The organism is Helicobacter japonicus, from assembly GCF_000762845.2.
Lineage (GTDB): Bacteria > Campylobacterota > Campylobacteria > Campylobacterales > Helicobacteraceae > Helicobacter_C > Helicobacter_C japonicus.
Window position 1 is genome coordinate 145909 of the sequence record NZ_JRMQ02000001.1, and the last position, 20005, is coordinate 165913.

Genomic DNA, 20005 nt, shown 5'->3' on the forward strand with positions numbered 1-20005 from the left:
AGAAATTAAAGTTCTCTTTACATTATGAGGCATAAATAAAATGCAAAAATTTATTATATCAGAGATTGACTTAAATAATGACAAGCTTCGACTTGATTCATTTCTTAGTGTCAAACTTCGTAGCAGTAAAAATCAGATTCAGTCTCTTATCAAAAATAAGAAAGTATATTTTAATGGCACACTTTGCACTAAAAATGGCATATTACTTAAGGCTAAAGATTGTATTGAATTAGACATCTATGAGGATTCTCATATACAAGGTTTGGATACAAAGTCCCAACTTATAGAATCTGCAAACAAACCGCAATTACCTTTTAACCCACAAGATAAGTCTTTTGACATTGCTATTCTCTACCAAGATGAAGATATTTTGATTATTAACAAACCTCCTCATCTTGTAGTTCATCAAGCACCAAGCTTAAAAGAAGCTACACTAACAGATTGGCTTAAAGCTAATGCGCATATTCTGCATACACTAAGCGGAGAAGAGCGATATGGTATTATTCATCGCCTCGATAGACAAACAAGTGGGGCTTTGGCTATTGCTAAGTCTCGCCTTGCTTATACTCTCTTGCCTCAAGAATTAAAAAGCCGTGAAATGGGGCGATACTACCTTGCCGTTATCGATATGCCACTTAAATCCAATCAGCAGGTGCATTGCTTTATGGGACGCAATCCACACAATCGCCTTAAAATGAGTAAGATTCATATTAAAGAAAACGCACCTATCCCTAAAGGAATCCGAGATTCTAAAAGCTCTTTTATAAAGCTTGCCACTGCAGATAATGGTAGGTGTGAGCTTATTGCTGCAAAACTCCATACAGGGCGCACTCATCAAATCCGCACACATCTTGAAACGCTCTCTCGCCATATTCTTGGCGATACACTCTATGGTTACAAAAGCCACGCTCAAACTTATCATTACCAAAATAGAATCTTGCTTCATTCATATATACTCTATCTTAAACACCCAAAAAGTGGAGAAAATTGCACTTTTAAAGCCCCGATTTTAAGAGATATGCTAGAATTTCTCCAAACACACTTTACAAAGGATTTACCTAATGACTGCCAAAATATTATGGACTTACTTGAAGTTAATAGGATTATACGCGCCTTTGAGCATTTTTCTTAACGCGTGTGTTGCCTCTTTAAACAATACACCATTACAAGAAGATACCTCCTTGCCACCTCTTAATTCTGTAAAAACAATTCCTGATGTCTCATCTATAGCTTTTGAATGGAAATTTATTCAAAATGATAATATTACAGGCTTTGTGATTTACCGCGCTAAAGCAAATGAAACAAATTTGCAAAAAATAGCTACGATTAAAAATCGCTTTGCAACACATTATTTTGATACAAATCTCACACCACAGACAAAATATACTTATGCCTTTGCAACCTTAGGAGAAAACAATACCATTTCTCCTAAAAGCAAAATCTCTGTCCAAACATCATTTATTGACCCAGTAGAAAGTGTTTTTGCGCTCAACAATCAACCACGCACTATTAAACTTATTTGGTCGCCACACCCCAATCCGAGCATAGATTCTTATCTTATTCAACGCCTTAATAAAGCAGGTGAATTTAAAACAATCAAAACAATCCCTCATCGCTTAAGTGTAGAATATTTTGATGATAATCTACAAGATGGGGAATCTTATACTTATCGTATCATCGCCCAAAATTATGAAGGCACTAAAAGCAAACCTTCAGAAAGCATAAGTATTAAGACAATTCCTCAACCCGCGCCTATCGAAGATATTCGAGCAAGCACAGACTTGCCACGCGCAATTTCTATCACTTGGCAAGAAGCACCAGATACGCAAGGTGTAAGTAAAAAGCAATACAAAATTCTCTATTCACAAAATGGTAAAAATTACAAAAAACTTGCCATAACCAACCAAACACAATATTTACATAAACTCAAGGACAAAGAAGATGGCATAAACTATTATTATCAAGTCGTGCTTTTAGGCGACAATGATTTACAAGGGCATTTTAGTAGCCACCCAGCTAAAGGTTTTAGCCTACCACCACCAAGCAAGCCCACACATTTTGAAGGTAAAATGCTTGATAATAAAGCAACGCTCTCGTGGCAAATCCCAAGCGATGATCGCATCGTGAGTTTTATTGTTTATCGTAAGGAAAATGGATTATGGACACAAAGTATGCGCTTTGTGGATATACATAATGGTAGCTTTATTGACAAGGAGATGGAGGAAGGCAAAGTTTATACTTATAGTGTGGTAAGTGTAGATAAAAATGGTATAGAATCTGCCCACACAGCAGAAATTACTCTTCAAAAAGAAAAAAAATAATGCCTCACTTTCTTGCTTCAGAGATCACTTTGCCACCCTTGCCTTTTATACAAGGGGAATTTACCTTTGTCTATGAAGCCACACAATACAATAACAAAAATCAATCACTTATTCTTGTGAAGTATAATCAACAAGAATTTTTCCTTCGAAAACAGCATAGAGAAACAAAAAACAATAGTATTCTTAAATGTGAAAAAAATAGTGCCAAAGGACATAGCGGAGTCATTAAAGATGCGCTTAAGATTCTATGTCAAAACCAAGATTCACTTATTAGTCATAATCTTAGTGATAACTCACCTAGACAAAAACTTCAGTCTCCTTATTTAAAAAATATAGACTTTTTTTTGGATTTTACACAGCCCTATCTTATGGAAATAGGATTTGGCTCAGGGCGACATCTTTTGCATTTAGCACAAAGCAACCCTCATCTTATCTGCGTTGGTGTAGAGATTCACACGCCTTCTATTGAGCAGATTCTAAGACAAATTGAACTTTTAAATTTGCAGAATCTTTTTATCGTCAAGGCTGATGCACGCACTCTACTTGAAATCCTCCCCTCGCATACAGCACGAGGCATTTATTTGCACTTTCCTGTGCCGTGGAATAAAAAACCTCATAGACGCGTATTTTCACAAAAATTTTTAGAGGAATCTTTACGCGTTTTAGATGAAGGTGGGATTTTACATTTACGAAGCGATGATGAGATTTATTTTAAAGATGCTCTAAATCTTGCCCTTAATGCACCAAAAATAACACTCGAGGTGCATAAAAATTCCAAAATACCTATTATAAGCAAGTATGAAGCACGTTGGGAAAGGGCGCAAAAAGATATATATGATATGAAAATTTTTCAGCAAAAAGTGCAAAATATCACAAAAAATACACAAAAACACCAAAAATATTTCACTTTTGATAAAATTCTAAGAAAAAATGTGGATAATTATAAACATTTTCTATATAAAAAAATTGCTAAAGATTGGTTTTTACATATTGACAACTTATATTGTGCGGGAGATGTATATGTATTGGCATTGTGTTTTGGAGACTTTTTTCAGCCTCAAAATGCGTTTTTACAGATTGCATTTTACCCTACACAATCCGCACATTATGTCGGTGGCAATCCTATCCCTACACAAGCGGCTATCAAAGCACATACGCATTTGATGCAAATTTTAACACAGGAGTAAAACTTGAGTGCAATTATCGAAGCAAAGAATCTTAATCTTGGTTACAATGATGATCTTGTCATCAAAGATGCTACTTTCAATATCAATGCCAAAGAATTTGTGTTTATTACAGGAGCTTCAGGTAGTGGAAAAAGCACAATTTTAAGTTCATTTTTTGGGCATTTAGGAGTAAAAAGCGGGCATTTAAATGTATTTGGCGTAAGTATGCAAAAGGCTTCAAAAAATCGCATCAATCATTTGCGCCGCAATATTGGTATTGTATTTCAAGACTATAAGCTCATCAAAGAATGGAATATCGAACGCAATGTAATGCTCCCTATGGTGATTAATGGATATAAAAAAGAAGTATGCAAGTCTCAAGTAGAAAAACTTCTCGTGCATATCAAACTTTCACATAAAGCAAATAAATTTCCCCTTGAACTTAGTGGTGGTGAGCAGCAACGCGTAGCAATGGCACGCGCACTTGCACATAACCCAACCATTATACTTGCTGATGAGCCAACAGGTAACCTTGATGACTATTCAAGTGAATTGATTTGGAATCTCCTTAAGGGCGTAAATGAACAGCTTGGTATCACAGTAGTTGTCGTAACGCACAGAATGCCAGATAGGCTCAATATCCCATACAGACGATTACATATTGAAGAAGGAGTCGTTTATGAATTTGCTTAGGAGACATTTAGCACTCATCATTCCGCTTTTGGCACTTCTTTTTAGTCTTGAAAGCATTATGCTCGTCAATCGCGCAGTTAGTAAGCACGAGAATAAGCTTTCTGATAGTTATTCTATTGTCATTGCATCTCAAAATGCACTCACACTTGATAAGATTCAAAGTTTTATCCGTGAAGCAAAGGAGCTAAAAGCTATTACACCTGATTATTTAATGAATGAACTTAAAAAAGATCTTAGTCGTGAAAGTCTTGAAACATTGCAGAGAGAATTACCATTTTTTTATTCCCTCAAGCTCTCAAATTTTCCAGATGAAGAGCGATTACAAAAAATCAATACTATACTTTCAAAACTTAATGGCGTAACTAAAGTTGAATCTTTTACCAAAAGTCACTCACAAGTCTATAAACTCCTCCTTATCATCAAAAGCTCTATTGTAGTGTTTGCTTCACTTATTGCAATTCTAAGCTATATTTTGATGATTAAACAAATTGAGATTTGGAAATTTGAACATAGTGATAGAATGGAAATTATGGCGTTTTTGGGTGCTCCAGCGTGGATGAGAAATGGTATTTTATTCCGCCTTGCTTTCATAGATTCTATCATTTCCACAATCGCCATTGTTGTAGGTATGACCTATATCATTAACCATAGTAAAATGCAAGAAGTAATGCACACGCTTGAAGTAACAAGCGATATATTTCGTATAGGAAGTGATTTTATCATTCTTCTTTTTACCTCAATACTCGTATCGATCATTTCGGTGGTTTTTGTTATCATCAAACAAAAAGATTTGTGATAGATAAATGAAGGGTTTTGGCTACCTTACACTCTGTGTTGTTGTCAATATATGTATGGCGAATATTGACCCAAATACCACAAAAAATAAGCTTGAAAATGCCAAATCCCAAGAAGCAGCCATCAGTAAAAAACTTGATGTTTTGGGCAAAGCAATCAATACCAAGAATCTTGAACTTACCCAGCTTGGCAAACAAATTAGCTCTTTAGAAAAAGACATTACACAAAATCAAGGCAAATCTCTCACTCAAGAAAAAACACTCAAAGATTCTCAAAAAAAACAAAATATGCTTTTAGAGCAAAAGAAAAAAAGTGAAGCCCAACTTGTCAAACTTGTAACACAAAATATCGCTTTTAGTATGATTATTGCTCGCTCTGCAGAAGTGGATTCTGTTGATGGAGTAATAGAGCATTATATTTATCAGACTTTACATAAGAACACAAAAGATGCGATAAAAATTCTTAATGCAAAGCAAAATATCCTCGATAATGAAATCAAAAAAATCACAAACACAATCTCACAGATTCAAAACTCTATCAAAACACAAACTAATAAAAAAGAAAGTCTAGAGCGTGCTAAAGAACAGCAAAAAATAACTCTCAATAAAATGCAAGCTGAACTCAAAGTATATGATCAGCAACTCAAAGATATAGTCAAAGAGCGTAAAAATCTTGATGAGATTCTCTCAAATCTTAATATTGTTAAAGAACAAAAAACTAAGAATACTAATCAACAAGCCTTTATCAATAATCAAAAGAATCCAAATAACATCAAAGCACCCAAACAATTTGGCACCTCATACCGTGATGTGCCTACTATTGCCTATAAAGGGGCAAAGACTTTTCCACCACTTGAACATTATGTGATTGAAAAAAAATTTGGACCTTATTTTGACCCTGTATATAAATTTAAAATTTTTAACGCTGCAATTATGTTTAATCCCAAATCACCAAATGCAAATGTTAAAAGCGTGCTTGATGGCAAAATAGTCTATGCTAAAGAAGCACCCGGACTTAAAAAAGTAGTCATTATAGAACATCATAACGCTATTCACACTATTTATGCTTATATGGATAAAATAGAATCTTCAATCAAAACAGGTATTACTATCAAAAAAGGCACAATTATCGGCAAAGTCAATGAACGCCTAAGTTTTGAAATCACACAAAAAGATAAACATATAAATCCTGCAGATTTTATTAAATTACATTAAAAAAAATCTTCTTAAGTCGATATTGTTTTACTTTATTTTGAACTTTAAGGAGGAAGTTATGATTAACACTCGCGATAAGATTGATAATACCGATGCAATCAGAACACAACTTGTTAATATGGTTAATTCTAGTGGAAGGATAGCTGTAGAAGACACTCGTCCATCCGAAGTGCGTAGGCAAGAAGAAACTGCTCAATACCAAGACAAAGAAAACAAAAAACAGCTCGAAAATGAATTGCGAGAACTAAGCAAAAAGCTTAATGATGAAATGAAGCGCGTTGGCACAGACCTTAATTTTTCATATAATGAAAATATTCCGGGTTTAAAAGTAACAGTGAAAGAAAGTAATAGCGAAAAAGTGATACGCGAGATTCCCTCAAAAGAAGCTATTGAGCTTATGAAAAGAATGCGAGAAGTTATTGGTGTGATTTTTGATAAACAAGGCTAGTTGCAAATCTTTACATAAGCATAAATATCAATTTTTGCTAAAATTTTAATTTTTAAAGAAAGGAGGTGGTTATGGCACTTGGCACATTAAGTTCGCTTGGGCTTGGAAGTAAAGTTTTAAATCACGATGTGATTGATAAACTAAGAGAAGCTGATGAAAATGCACAAATCAAGCCTATTGACAAAAAAATTGAACAAAATGTTGAAAAACAAACCGAGCTTGTTGCCATCACTTCTTCTTTGCGTGGATTAAAATCAAGCACAAGCATACTTGCAGATTATTCTACCTATTTGGGACGCTCAAGCAATGTCATTGGAGATGCACTTAAAGCCACTATTTCATCAGGTGTGCCTACACAAGATATTAAAATTGATATAGATTCTATCGCAACTTCAGACATTAATGAAATAGGCTCAAAATATGAAAGTAGAGAATCTGTATTTAGCCAAAAAGATTCTGTGTTGAAGTTTTATCACAAGGGAAAAGATTATAAAATTGATATTAAAGCTGGTATGGAGCTAGGTGAAGTGGCACAACTTATCACTGATACAACAAAAGGTGAAGTAATGGGGATTGTTATGAAAACAGGTGGCTCAAATCCCTACCAACTTATGGTTAATTCAAAAGATACAGGTGAATCTTCACGCATTTATTTTGGCTCAACCACAAGTGGTTCTGCTATGCCTTCTGGGGCTTTTACGCTAGGTGATGGGGACTTCAATATTATACTTAAAGATAAGAAAGGTATTGAAAAAACTCTTTCTATCAAACTCCCTAAAACTGCCACAGAATCTAAATCCCAAGATAATGCAGAAGCTCTTAAAGAAGCAGTAATTACTGCTATCAAAAATGATTCAGATTTTGATGGAATGCTTGATAATGACATTAATATTGGTATAGGTGGAGCAAATAGTGATATGCTTACTCTTAATGATAGACGCGGGTATAGCGTTAAAATCGAAGGTGCAAAATCTCAAATATTAGGTTTTGATGCAGATAATAAAAATGCCGATAAAGAAGATTTAATAGTAGCAACCAAGAGTATAGGAGCAGGTAAGCTCAAAGGAACTATTAATATAAGTAATATTCCGCTTGATTTAGCAACACTCACAAAAGAGAAAAATACAGCTGCTCAAAATGCGCAGGCTATTGCCGAAGCGATTGATAATATTGCTGGAATCCACGCTTCTGTCAATAAAGATGGTAAGCTTGTAATCAACTCTGATACAGGAGAGGTAAATATTTTTGCCGATAATGACCCTGAAAGCAAGAAAGCACTTGAAGATTTAGGGCTAAAATCTGGCACAATAATGGATTATACTAAAACACAAGAAGAGCTCTTTAAGATACGCAAAGTGCAAAATGCCCAAGATGCAAAGTTTTCATACAACAATATTTCAATGAAGCGTCCTACCAACAATATTGATGATATTGTTAGCGGTGTGAATATCGAGCTTCTCACAACTACCGAGCCGGGAAAACCTGCGGTCATCAATATTACACGCAATGATGAAGAAATTGTAGAAAATATCAAGAAATTTGTAGAGACTTACAATGAGCTTGCTTTGAAGCTTGATGAAGTTACGCGCTATGATGAAGATTCTAAAGTTGCTGGTATATTTAATGGTAATAGTGATATTCGTATGATACGACCTAGTCTTAATCGTATTTTTTCTACAACTATTGCAACAGAAACAGAACTAAAAGGACTTGCAAAATATGGGCTTTCTCTTGATGAAAAAGGTGTGATGAGTCTTGATGTGAGTAAGCTTCAAATGGCTTTAAACTCTGACCCACAAGGCACACAAGATTTTTTTTACGGAAGTGTAAAAACAACAGAATTTAGGGAGGTGCGGACAGATGGTGTGTTTAAAAAATTTGACCAAGAACTTGATAGGCTCTTAAATGGTCAAAATGCAAGACTTAAGGTGCTTGAAGAAAATCTCACAAGAGATGATAAAAAATTGCGTGAAGACCGAAAAAAGGCAGTTGAACAGCTCAACACACGTTATGACATTATGGCGCAGAGATTTGCAGCTTATGATTCTCAAATCTCTAAAACCAATAATGCTTTCAGCAGTGTGCAGTTGATGATTGACCAATCTGTAGCTAAAAAATAAGGAGTAACCTATGTATGGAAATAATGCTTATAACCTCTACCAACAAAATTCAGTTTCTGTAGAATCCCCTGTAAAGCTCGTAGAAATGCTCTATGAGGGAATTTTAAGATTCTGTGCTCAAGCTAAGCGACATATGGAAACAGAAGACATTGAGAAAAAAATCTACTATATCAATCGCACGACTGATATTTTCACTGAACTTCTTAACACACTTGATTACGATAAAGGTGGTGATGTGGCAGTATATCTCACAGGACTTTACACCCATCAAATCAAGCTCCTTACTCAAGCCAATGTCGCTAATGATACAGCCAAAATTGATATAGTGATGAATGTAGCAAGAGGACTTCTAGAAGCTTGGAGAGAAATTAATCAAGATGAATTGGTTAAATAATCTTAAAGTTGCTCTTTTGAACGAAGATGACCAAGCGGCTTTTCTCCTTGTTGATAATCTCCCACAAGAGCTTGAAAATGAATCACTTGAAATAAAACTTCAAGCCCTTGAACTTATCAAACAAACCAAAACTCTCTTAGAATCTAAACAATTTAAAATCAGAATCAATATGGAACAAATCAAGGCAGCAAAACAATTTCTTGAAAATGCTAATTAAGTAGCTATTAATGGGGGGGGGGGTATAATAATAATACTTAATATTCCATTTTGTAATAAATTTATGCAAAACTATCCGCGTATTATTGACTTAAAGATAAAAAATATATAGAATAGCTCTGTTCAAAATTTTTAAAACGAGGAGTTTGCAATGAACAAAGCGGAATTCGTAGAGTTGGTTAAAAAAGTAGGAGACTACAACACAAAAAAAGAAGCTGAGCAAGCAGTAAGTGCTTTTACAAGTGCAATTTCTAATGCTCTTTCTAAGAAAAAAAGTGTAGAGCTTGTTGGTTTTGGTAAGTTTGAAACAGCTATCCAAAAAGCTAAAACAGGCAAAGTTCCAGGCACAAACAAAACATATAAGACACAGGAAAAATCTGTACCTAAATTTAGACCAGGAAAAGCCTTGAAAGATCAAGTAGCAAAAGCTAAAAAATAAGTTTTTCTATGTAACAATTCCCTATGGAATTGTTACGCCATTAATGACTTTAGACTTTCTTTCACACTCTTACCTTCAAGAATTAAACTAATCTCTTTTGCAATTGGTGTATAAATATGTTCTCTTTGCCCTATCTCTGTGATAGCTTTTGCAGTAATCACACCTTCGGCAACTTCACCAAGCTCTTTTAGAATCTCATCTATTTTTTTTCCACCTGCCAACCCAAGTCCTACACGATAATTGCGCGACATTGTAGAATTTGAAGTCAAAAACAAATCCCCAGCCCCTGATAATCCTAAAAATGTCTCCATTTTAGCACCAAAATGTTCCCCAAATCGGCTCATTTCCACAAGCCCACGAGCAAGAAGAGAGGCTTTTGCATTCATACCAAATGCTAAACCATCACAAATCCCACCTGCAATAGCGATGACATTTTTATAAGCCCCAGCAACTTCTCCACCTACTACATCGGGACTTGCATAAGTTTTAATAAAGTGTGGCATCAAAGCTCCAAATTCGCGACTTAGATTCAGATTGCGGGAATGAATAACAAGCGCACAGGGCAAAGAACACACCACTTCAGAAGCAAAACTAGGACCACACAAATAAGCAATACTTTTATGTGGAATATACTCCTCCATAATATCACTTACAAAAGCTCCACTGCCAGATTCTATACCCTTGCTTGCACAAAGAATTTTTATTTTCTGTGGCAAATGAGCTGTTTTTAGCCACTCTCGCAATGCACTTGTAGCTATTGCCATAACAAAGTATTGCGAGTTAAGTGCTTGGTGGTGAGCAACTTGCTGGATTGGTGTGTGATTATTAGCTATAATTTTTTCATTAAGTGGTGCAAGAAGTGAAGTGATATCACGCCTTGAAACAATATATACTTCATTTTTTTCAGCTAATGCAAAAGCTAATGCTCTTCCCCAAGCTCCACCGCCAAATACACTCACTCTACTCATTGTGGTAACACCTCACTTATTGTTTAATGAGTATCATATCAAAATACATAGCTATATGTTAAAAAAATCTGTGTAGTAATTGCATAAAGATTATAATTATTTGGAACTACTTGAGAAACATTACTCATAATAGGTATTCCTATACCCTGCGGATTCATTGCTAACAGCATATCATTAGTTGAAAGCTGGGTTTGTTTTAATGTAAATACAATACGATGCGCATTCAGTATTGTAATTGCCATACCAATGCTATTTGCCCATACAGGATACATCACTTTACTACCATAATCATAGGTATTTTCTTCATATCGTTGTGTGTCATCATAAGCCTTAACCTTGCCTCCACGTCTTTGAGTATTTATCTCCAAAGCATTTGATAGAAAAAAATTTAGCTTCACGCGTGAATCGGGCTTGAAAGAATAATCAAATTTTATACCTGCACCATATCGGGACATTGACGCTTCAAACTCATTTAAGTTTGCCTTACCTGTCTCAAGCTCAAACTCTGAATATCCTTCATTTGCAATTGTATTAACTTTAATTGAGAAATTTTTACTCGCCTGCACATTTGCTACAGAATCTTTATGAGACTCGTTACTTATATTTTTTGTATCAGAAAGAGTCTTATGTGCCTCCAATGATTCTAATTGATGAAGCTGTGAATCTTCAGCCCATATTAAGCCTAAAACAAAACTTAATAATAGCATTATCACCTTTATACTTTTCACTTGCCTCACCCCTAAAATCTCTTTGAAAACCTCGATAAAATTACTTAAAATATCGGTATTTTCTATTTTCTGTAAAAAGATTGTTTTAAAAACCTTAAACTATAATTTTATATTAAATATTGTTAAAAATTTATAAATATTTTATCGGATTTAGCCTATACTAGCATTTTGTATTCCATATTTTCTATATAAAAGGCTATGAAAATGTCAGCTTACGAAACAATTATCGGTTTAGAAGTCCATGTCCAACTTAATACTAAAACAAAAATTTTTTGCTCTTGTGCAACAAGTTTTGGCGATGAGCCTAATAAAAATGTTTGCCCTACTTGCTTAGGATTACCCGGTGCGCTTCCTGTGCTAAACATTGAAGCGGTAAAAAAAGCCATATCATTTGGCACAGCAATTAATGCCACAATCAACCAAAACTCTGTCTTTGCACGCAAAAACTATTTTTACCCAGACTTGCCAAAAGCATATCAAATCAGTCAATTTGAGATTCCTATCGTAGGACAAGGACGCATTGATATTGAAGTCAATGAGCAGACAAAGAGCATAGGCGTTACACGTGCGCACCTTGAAGAAGATGCGGGCAAAAATATCCACGAAAATAATTACTCAAAGGTAGATTTAAACCGCGCTTGCACGCCATTATTAGAGATTGTGAGCGAGCCTGATATGAGAAGTTCCGATGAGGCAGTGGCTTATCTTAAAAAGTTACATTCTATTGTGCGATTTTTGGGCATAAGCGATGCAAATATGCAAGAAGGAAGCTTTAGATGTGATGCGAATGTCTCCATTCGCCCTAAAGGAGATTCTAATCTTTACACACGCGTGGAGATTAAGAATCTTAACTCCTTTAAATTTATCCAAAAAGCCATTGAATATGAGGTAGAGAGACAAATTGAAGCGTGGGAAAATGGCACATACAAAGATGAAGTCGTGCAAGAAACAAGACTTTTTGATACAGCCAAAGGCTCTACACGCTCAATGCGTGGCAAAGAAGAGGCAGCAGATTATCGCTATTTTCCTGACCCTGACCTTTTGCCTGTATTTATTGATGAGAATCTTATGCGTGAGGGAGCGAAGATTCCAGAAATGCCCGATGAAAAAAAGGAGCGATATATCAATACCTTAGGGCTTAAACCTTATGACGCAGGCGTGCTTACAGGTAGCCTTGAGCTTGCACTTTATTTTGAATCTATGCTTGAAGAGGGTGCAAGTGCTAAAGGTGCGCTTACTTGGCTTACTACAGAGCTTTTAGGGCGATTAAAGGGAGAGAACACATTGCAAACTTGTGGGGTGGATTCTAAAACTTTAGCTACACTTGTTAAACGCATTGAAGAGGGTAAAATCAGCGGAAAAAGTGGCAAAGAGATTTTAGATGTGCTTATAGAAAAAGTAGGTGATGTCGATAACCTTATAGATTCTATGGGATTAGCCCAAATTAATGATGATGGTGCAATTATTGCAGTTATAGAATCTGTGTTAAGTGCTAATACCGATAAAGTCGCGGAATACAAAAGTGGCAAAGACAAACTCTTTGGATTCTTTGTCGGGCAAGTGATGAAAAACTCTAAAGGCGCGAATCCAGCAAGAGTAAATGAGCTTTTAAAAGAAAAATTAGGATAGTATCAACAATGAAAGAGAATATTATAGCTTTTAGCGGGGGGGGGGGATAGAGAAAATTCTTCTACATACCCGCAAAATCTCAAATTCACCACAAATCAAGGTCAAAATACACTTTTAAATCAATTCAAAAACGCTCTAAGTGATAACAACACACAGAATCTAAGCTTTCTTATTGGGTTTTTTCGCATAAGTGGCTTTATCCATTTACATAAACTTTTACAAGAAAATGAAAACTATGCAAGATTCAAAAGTATTCGCATTTTAGTTGGACTTAATGTAGATTCTCTCATTTATGAACTTTCACAAAAGGATTTAGATTGTGTTTATCAAGAGGATAAATTCCGCAATCTCTTTAAAAAGAATCAAAAAAAAGCATTAGAGAAAGAAAACTACGATAAAGAAGTAGATGATTCTATTATTTGCTTACAAAATGCTTTAGAACTAGAACAACTACAAATTCGTATAGTGCGCGATAAAAATTGCCACGCTAAATTTTATCTCTTCACCTCAATGCCAAAGACAAATCACGCACACAATATGCAATTTTGTGAAGGCTCTCTCATCGTAGGTAGCTCAAATCTCACGCATAATGGCTTAGAGAAAAATTATGAAGTCAATCTCCTTACTAAAGAAAGCGCAGATATTAACTACGCATTAAAAGAATTTAACAAACTTTGGGAAGATTCCATAGAGATTACAAAAAATGATATTGATGAATGTGTAAAACAAAGCTATCTAGAAATTTTAAGCCCAAAAGATATTTATTACAAGCTCCTTTTAACGCATTTTGGCAAAGACTTTTTGGTGAAAGATAATGAAATTCCCGCTCTTTTTAAGGACTATATCGCGTATGATTATCAAATACACGCCGTGCAAGAAGGATTGCAAAAGCTTAAAAAATACAATGGATTCTTTCTTGCAGATGTTGTTGGGCTCGGCAAAACACTCATTGCGTCTGTTATCGCTAAAAAATGCCGCATAGACAATCTTAAGGGCAAGATTCTCATTGTTGCTCCACCGAGCGTTAAGAAATCGTGGAAAAAACATTTTGATGATATAAATATTGCAAATTATGAAATTTACACTCACGATAGCTTGCATAAAATCCCAAAAGAAACAAGAGAGGATATAGAGCTTATAATTATTGATGAAAGTCATAATTTTCGCTCCAGCACTTCAAACCGCTATAAAGAGCTTGAAAATATTTGCAAGATTCCATTTAATGGCGCACATAAAAAAATTATTCTCCTCTCCGCTACTCCTCAAAATAACTCTCCAAAAGACTTAGCAAATCAAGTCTATCTCTTTTGTAATAGGCGAAATTCTCTCATTGAAGGCTTAAACAACTTAGAAAAATTTTTTAGCGACCTTCAAGCAAAATTTGAAAACTCAATGAAAGAGCTAAAAATCATCAACCAAAACACAAATTTATCCATACAAGAAAAAGAATCTGCACAAAATAAAGAAAAGAAAAAGCTAGAAAATATTGCCAACACCTTACGTGATAAGCTTTTATCTCATATTATGATTCGCCGCACTAGAGGTGATATAGAGCTACTCTACAAAGATGATATGAAAAAGCAAAATCTCACTTTTCCAAAAATTGAACCCCCTAAAGATTTGCTTTATGATTTAGATTCTAACTCGCATAATCTTGCAAAAGAAACAATTGCTTTTCTCTCAAAGAAATACAACAATATAGGCACTTTTTCCTATGTGCGCTATCTCATATTCCCAAATCTCACCCAAGATGGACAAGAGGAGTTTTTATCGCAATATGGTGAAGATGAAAAAAGCAAAGGTTTTTATAATGACACAGCAGAGCGTTTGAGTGTGCTTATTCAAAAGATTCTATTCAAACGATTTGATTCAAGCATAGACGCATTTAAAGCCACACTTTCAAATCAAATCACATCTCACGATGCCCTTATCGCAATGTTTAGCAAGGGCACTATCACACTCCCAAAGGGTTATAATTCAAGAGAAAAGCTATATGAGGCTATATTGTCTAATGATAATGAGGATTTTCTCAACTTCTTAGAGAGCAAGGGAGATAAACTTATACATTTACAGCCTCATCATTTTAAGAGCGATTTTTACCAAAAGCTACAAAATGATAGAGATGCTCTAGAAAAATTACTCAATGCGTGGGAGAGCATACAAGGAGATTCTAAACTTGATAAACTCAAAGATTCTTTAGATAAATATCTACCACAATCACAAAAAATAGTGATTTTCACAGAAGCAGCGACAACCGCAAAATATCTTGCTAAAGAGCTTGTTGCATATACAATTTTGCAAATTGATGCAAGTAATCGTGAAGAAAACGAGCAAAAGATTAAAGAAAACTTTGACGCAAACTATCCTCAAGAGAAACAAAAAGATGAGTTTAACATCATCATTACAACCGATACATTAGCAGAAGGAATTAACCTTCATCGTGCAAATATTATCATCAATTATGACACGCCTTATAATTCTACAAGGCTAATGCAAAGAATAGGGCGCATTAATCGTATAGGCACGAGCTTTGAAAAAATCCATATTTATAATTTCAAGCCTACGCATTTAGCCGATGAGATTATCAATATAAACTCTATCGCCTCGGGCAAACTGCAAAGCTTTCACTATACATTAGGGGAAGATTCGGCAATTTATGATGATGAAGAGATTGTAGGGAGCAAAAATCTCTATTCTCAAATCGATAAAAACAATCAAGAAACAAGCAAAGATTCACAATACAAAAAAGCATTACAAGATTTCTACAAAAATCACAAAGATGAATTTGATAGGATAGAGCATCTCCCACTTAAATCACGCACGATAATACAATCTCATCAAACTCAAAGTTTTGCTTATATTCGCCACATTTCTAGCCACAATCACGCACACTTTTATCCATATCATATTACGCCAAGCCAAAACTTACTCCAAGAGCCACAAACACAAGAATGTGATTTTTATGAAATGGCAGACTTTTTGAAAGCACATTTAGAATCTCAACCTCTCAAAAAGGCAGATATGAGTGTGCATTATACGCATATCCAAAGTGCAATGCAATCCTACAAGCAATCTCTAAAATCCAGCAATACGCCTAATCCAACAAAAAAAGAGCTTAAACCACAAGAAACAACAGCTATAAGCAAAATCAACTCTTGCCAAGAGTTAGATTCACAAGTAAAGAAAAGCCTTAGTGATTTGATAAAAAACGGACACCCCAAGCTTACCCAAGAAATCAATGCGTTAAAGGCTAAAAATAGTGCGGATTTTGCAAGAGAAGTCCTTGTCATCAAAGAAAAATTTGCTCCAAATGCAGATTCACAACTTATCAAAGGGCAAGATTCTAACACAATAGATTCTGCCACCCACACAGAGCCTCAAATCCAAATTAGCATTACAACAATTTCAAAGGAGATAAAATGAGTGCAGTAGAATCTTCAAAGACTTTAGATATTTTTCTTAAGAATCCCTATAAGCACGAATATTTTAAAAACTTCATCATAGAATCTTTTGGGAAAAATATTGACATAAAAACCGAGCAACGCACTCCTTATGATAAGCATAATAGCATTATCACTTCCTATTCACAAATGTGTGAAAATATCGCCCTAGATTCACAAATCTTAAGCATTTATGCCTTTGAAACAACATCAATTAATGCCAAAATCACCCTCCATAAAGAAATTGCTGAAATCATCAAAAATCAACCAGAAACAAACGCAATGCTTGCAGTTTTTTATGATAAAAGCAAAGAATTTAGACTAAGCCTTGTAACACAAGGTTTTGATTATGAAAAAAATAAAACAACCTTTTCAAATCTCCGCCGACAAAGCTTCACACTAGGGGAAAATACAAAGACAAAAACAGCCAAATTACAACTTCAAGGATTTTTAGATAAAGAAAAAACTTTAAAAAATCTCCAAGAAGCTTTTAGCACAGAGCCTATAAGTAAAGAATTTTATGGACATTATGAAAGGCTTTATAAAGATTTATCGCAAAAATTATGTCAAAACCAAGCCACTTTCAATGTTTTAGACAATTATGAAGGCTTAAATGGAGAAAAAGCAGTCAATGCCTTTGTCAAAAAACTTCTAGGGCGCATTGTGTTTTTATACTTTTTGCAAAAAAAGGGTTGGTTAGGTGTAGCGCACAATGATTCTTATGGCACAGGCGATAAAAACTTTTTGTTTTCACTTTTTAGCAAAGCCACGCAAAATAATGAATCTTTTTATACAAAATACCTTTGTCCTTTATTTTTTGAGACACTTAATACAGAGCGCAAAGACCCCCAATTTGGTGAAGGCTATTCACCCCACTTTGATTGCAAGATTCCATTCCTTAATGGTGGGCTTTTTGAAGAGTGTAAAGACAAGCAGGGTAAGGGCATAGAGACAAACTTTATCCTTACACAAAGCCTAGAAAATACTGATTTTAAAGAAATTTTTGATGTATTTGAAAACTATAATTTTACGATTGAAGAATCCACCCAGATAATCAAGAAATCGGTATTGACCCTGAAATGCTTGGCAAAGTGTTTGAAAACCTCATTGATTATAATAAATCAAGTGGGGCTTTTTACACGCCTAGAGAAATTGTGCATTTTATGTGTAAAAATGTCCTAACCCGCACATTACAGGAGAGAATCTTGCACGATGAATCTCACCTCACACAAGATACAGAATCTCCACACGCACACAAAGATTCACTCTATAACTTTATTTTTTATAAACAAAGCGATGATTTTATTGCACAAAATGCCACTACCATCACGCACACGATTACAAGCCTTAAGATTTTAGACCCAGCTATTGGCAGTGGTGCTTTCCCAATGGGAATGCTAAGCGAGATACTAGAGGCTCTACACACGCTCAATCCCTCTTTATCAAGGCAAGACATCGCAAGGCTCAAGCGCGAGATTATCGAGCAACAAATCTATGGAATCGACATTGATGCTGATGCGATTGAGATAGCAAAACTCCGCTTTTGGCTCTCAATCGCCGTAGATGAGGACACACCTAGCCCACTTCCAAACCTTGACTTTAAATTTATGCAGGGCAATGCTCTTATAGAAAGCATTAATAGCATTGAAATTATGCCAAGTGATTTGAATGCGCCACAACATCAAAAAGACCTTTGGGGCAAAACGAGCAATGCCAATGCGTCTTTATTTGACAAATCACAAACCAATAAGCTAGAAGCACTTTTTTTGCAATACTATGAGCCAAATGCACAAAAAGCACAACTCAAAGCAGAGATTTTAAGCATAATGAAAGAAGCCTTTGATGAGCGTATCAAGCAAATTGATGAGAATATTCAAAGCATAAAGGCAAATCCAAAATCTAAGCCAAAAGAAAGAGCTAAACAGCAAGAAGAAATACTTTTATACGAATCTTTTAAGCACGATTTAGACACACTCCTTAAAGACTATAAAGAGCATAACTTCCACACCGACAAGCTTTTTTTATATCGCTTCTTTTTTGCACCTGTCTTTCAAAATGGTGGCTTTGATATAGTCATTGGTAATCCGCCGTATATTTCAGCAGAAAATATGCCCCAAATCATTAAAGATAATCGCCATTTATTTGATACTACCCACAAGAAAACAGATATTTATGTGTATTTTTATGAGCTTGCATTAAAGATTCTAAAAAATAAGGGCATAGTAAGCTACATCACCTCAAATAAATTTTTATCCCAAGAATATGGACTAAAACTAAGAGAGCTGTTACTACGCAATCACATACATAGTATTGTAAATTTTTATATCAATATTTTTGAAAGTGCGAGTGTGGATACTTGCATTTGCCTTGTGAGCAAACAACACACGCAAGATAATGTTATAAAGGTGCAAAATATACAATCCTTTGAGGATTATTGGCGTTTTGAAAAAAGGGTGTTTGAAAAGATTAAACAAGACATATTTTATAGCCTAGAGCATTATAACTTTAGACTAACCCTAAATGAAAGCAAAATATCGCTTTTAGAATCTATTCAGCGTAAATCACATCGCTTAAGTGATATATGCCTTGTGAGCTATGGTGTCCGCCCTTGTGGCAATAGCAAATATCCCAATCTTAAGAAAAAGGATTTTATCCACAAGATTCCAATAGGCAATGCCAAGCCTTATATCGAAGCAAAAAGTGAATATATCGCTCCCTACACTATCCACCACCACGATTATTTAGACTATCAACAAGATAAAATGTATAACGCAATGTTTGAAGCCCTTTTCACTCCGCCTAAGCTTATGGCAGGTTGCACCCTAGCCGATGTGAAACATATTAATTTTGTCTATGATGATAAGGGTAGATTCTGTAATCATTCTATGTGTGCTATCGTGCTATGGCAGGATTTAGAGAGTGCCACACACCCAAGCCCCAAAAAGCATATTAATAAAGATAAAATTACTTTATCTAAACAATATTCTTTGAAATTTTTGCAAGGTATTTTAAACTCTAACCTAATAAGATTCTATGTCAAAGAGCTTTTACACGATGGATTGCATTTCTACCCCGAACATCAAAAGCAACTCCCTATCCCCCAAATCACAGATTCTAATCGCCACATCGCCGATAGGATTATCGCTTTAGTTGATGAGATTCTAAATCTCAAGATAAAAGATTCTCATTGCAATACTTCGCATTTAGAAGCTCAAATTGATACTTTGGTGTATAAGTTGTATAATTTAAATAATGAAGAGATAAAAATCATAAATGGAGGCGTGAGATAGATAATTTACACAAAAACATACTGATTGGCATTAGCGGTAATTGGCTTAATTGGATTGGCAACAATGGATATTATGAAATAAAAACGGAAGAGAATATGAAATTCCTTGAACAGCTTTTTAAGCTACAAGCAGAAGGGTATATCA

General features: G+C 35.0%; 17 protein-coding genes. 15 read left to right on the forward strand and 2 right to left on the reverse strand.

Annotated elements, in window-relative coordinates; translation table 11 throughout:
• Window positions 1–40: 40 nt before the first annotated feature.
• From LS65_RS00640 to LS65_RS00690, 11 genes are all read left to right on the forward strand, one after another.
• Entirely contained in the window at window positions 41–1132 is a 1092-nt protein-coding gene (locus LS65_RS00640) for an RluA family pseudouridine synthase (protein ID WP_034363030.1), read from the forward strand.
• The gene (locus LS65_RS00645; RefSeq protein WP_034363028.1) at window positions 1062–2321 is read left to right on the forward strand and encodes a fibronectin type III domain-containing protein; all 1260 of its coding nucleotides are present in this window, start codon (window positions 1062–1064) and stop codon (window positions 2319–2321) included. Before LS65_RS00640 ends, LS65_RS00645 begins: the two co-directional genes overlap by 71 nt.
• Window positions 2321–3508 carry a tRNA (guanosine(46)-N7)-methyltransferase TrmB gene (gene trmB / locus LS65_RS00650; RefSeq protein ID WP_034363026.1) on the forward strand — a complete coding sequence of 396 codons (1188 nt, stop codon included), beginning with the start codon at window positions 2321–2323 and terminating at the stop codon, window positions 3506–3508. Before LS65_RS00645 ends, trmB begins: the two co-directional genes overlap by 1 nt.
• A 3-nt stretch (window positions 3509–3511) precedes the next feature.
• Complete coding sequence (locus LS65_RS00655) at window positions 3512–4180, forward strand: cell division ATP-binding protein FtsE (protein WP_034363024.1); 669 nt, start codon at window positions 3512–3514, stop codon at window positions 4178–4180.
• Window positions 4167–4976, forward strand: a complete 810-nt coding sequence (locus tag LS65_RS00660) for a hypothetical protein (RefSeq protein ID WP_034363023.1) — start codon at window positions 4167–4169, stop codon at window positions 4974–4976. The genes LS65_RS00655 and LS65_RS00660 overlap by 14 nt, the downstream gene beginning before the upstream one ends.
• A 7-nt stretch (window positions 4977–4983) precedes the next feature.
• Entirely contained in the window at window positions 4984–6189 is a 1206-nt protein-coding gene (locus LS65_RS00665; RefSeq protein ID WP_034363021.1) for a murein hydrolase activator EnvC family protein, read from the forward strand.
• Between the two features lie 58 nt (window positions 6190–6247).
• Window positions 6248–6637: a FlaG family protein gene (locus LS65_RS00670; RefSeq protein WP_034363020.1), complete on the forward strand. Its 390-nt coding sequence runs from the start codon at window positions 6248–6250 to the stop codon at window positions 6635–6637.
• A gap of 71 nt (window positions 6638–6708) precedes the next feature.
• Entirely contained in the window at window positions 6709–8757 is a 2049-nt protein-coding gene (gene fliD / locus LS65_RS00675) for a flagellar filament capping protein FliD (protein WP_034363017.1), read from the forward strand.
• A 10-nt stretch (window positions 8758–8767) separates the two neighbouring features.
• On the forward strand, window positions 8768–9151 hold the full coding sequence (gene fliS, locus LS65_RS00680) for a flagellar export chaperone FliS (protein WP_034363014.1): 384 nt from the start codon (window positions 8768–8770) through the stop codon (window positions 9149–9151).
• Window positions 9135–9368, forward strand: coding sequence for a hypothetical protein (locus LS65_RS00685; protein WP_034363013.1), 234 nt, complete (start codon window positions 9135–9137; stop codon window positions 9366–9368). Before fliS ends, LS65_RS00685 begins: the two co-directional genes overlap by 17 nt.
• A 150-nt stretch (window positions 9369–9518) precedes the next feature.
• Window positions 9519–9806, forward strand: coding sequence for an HU family DNA-binding protein (locus LS65_RS00690; protein ID WP_034363011.1), 288 nt, complete (start codon window positions 9519–9521; stop codon window positions 9804–9806).
• Window positions 9807–9838: 32 nt separating this feature from the next.
• Here LS65_RS00690 and LS65_RS00695 read toward each other — a convergent pair whose 3' ends face one another.
• Window positions 9839–10774, reverse strand: a complete 936-nt coding sequence (locus LS65_RS00695) for an NAD(P)H-dependent glycerol-3-phosphate dehydrogenase (protein WP_034363010.1) — start codon at window positions 10772–10774, stop codon at window positions 9839–9841.
• Between the two features lie 38 nt (window positions 10775–10812).
• Entirely contained in the window at window positions 10813–11481 is a 669-nt protein-coding gene (locus LS65_RS00700) for a hypothetical protein (protein ID WP_034363007.1), read from the reverse strand.
• Window positions 11482–11706: 225 nt separating this feature from the next.
• Here LS65_RS00700 and gatB point away from each other — a divergent pair, with 225 nt between their 5' ends.
• The 4 genes from gatB (at window position 11707) to LS65_RS00720 (ending at window position 19861) form a co-directional block, all read left to right on the forward strand.
• Window positions 11707–13131, forward strand: a complete 1425-nt coding sequence (gene gatB, locus LS65_RS00705) for an Asp-tRNA(Asn)/Glu-tRNA(Gln) amidotransferase subunit GatB (protein WP_034363005.1) — start codon at window positions 11707–11709, stop codon at window positions 13129–13131.
• A gap of 417 nt (window positions 13132–13548) precedes the next feature.
• The gene (locus LS65_RS00710) at window positions 13549–16554 is read left to right on the forward strand and encodes a helicase-related protein (RefSeq protein WP_268903694.1); all 3006 of its coding nucleotides are present in this window, start codon (window positions 13549–13551) and stop codon (window positions 16552–16554) included.
• Entirely contained in the window at window positions 16551–17753 is a 1203-nt protein-coding gene (locus LS65_RS00715) for a hypothetical protein (RefSeq protein ID WP_034363002.1), read from the forward strand. Before LS65_RS00710 ends, LS65_RS00715 begins: the two co-directional genes overlap by 4 nt.
• The gene (locus LS65_RS00720) at window positions 17651–19861 is read left to right on the forward strand and encodes an Eco57I restriction-modification methylase domain-containing protein (protein WP_034363000.1); all 2211 of its coding nucleotides are present in this window, start codon (window positions 17651–17653) and stop codon (window positions 19859–19861) included. Before LS65_RS00715 ends, LS65_RS00720 begins: the two co-directional genes overlap by 103 nt.
• Window positions 19862–20005: the final 144 nt, after the last annotated feature.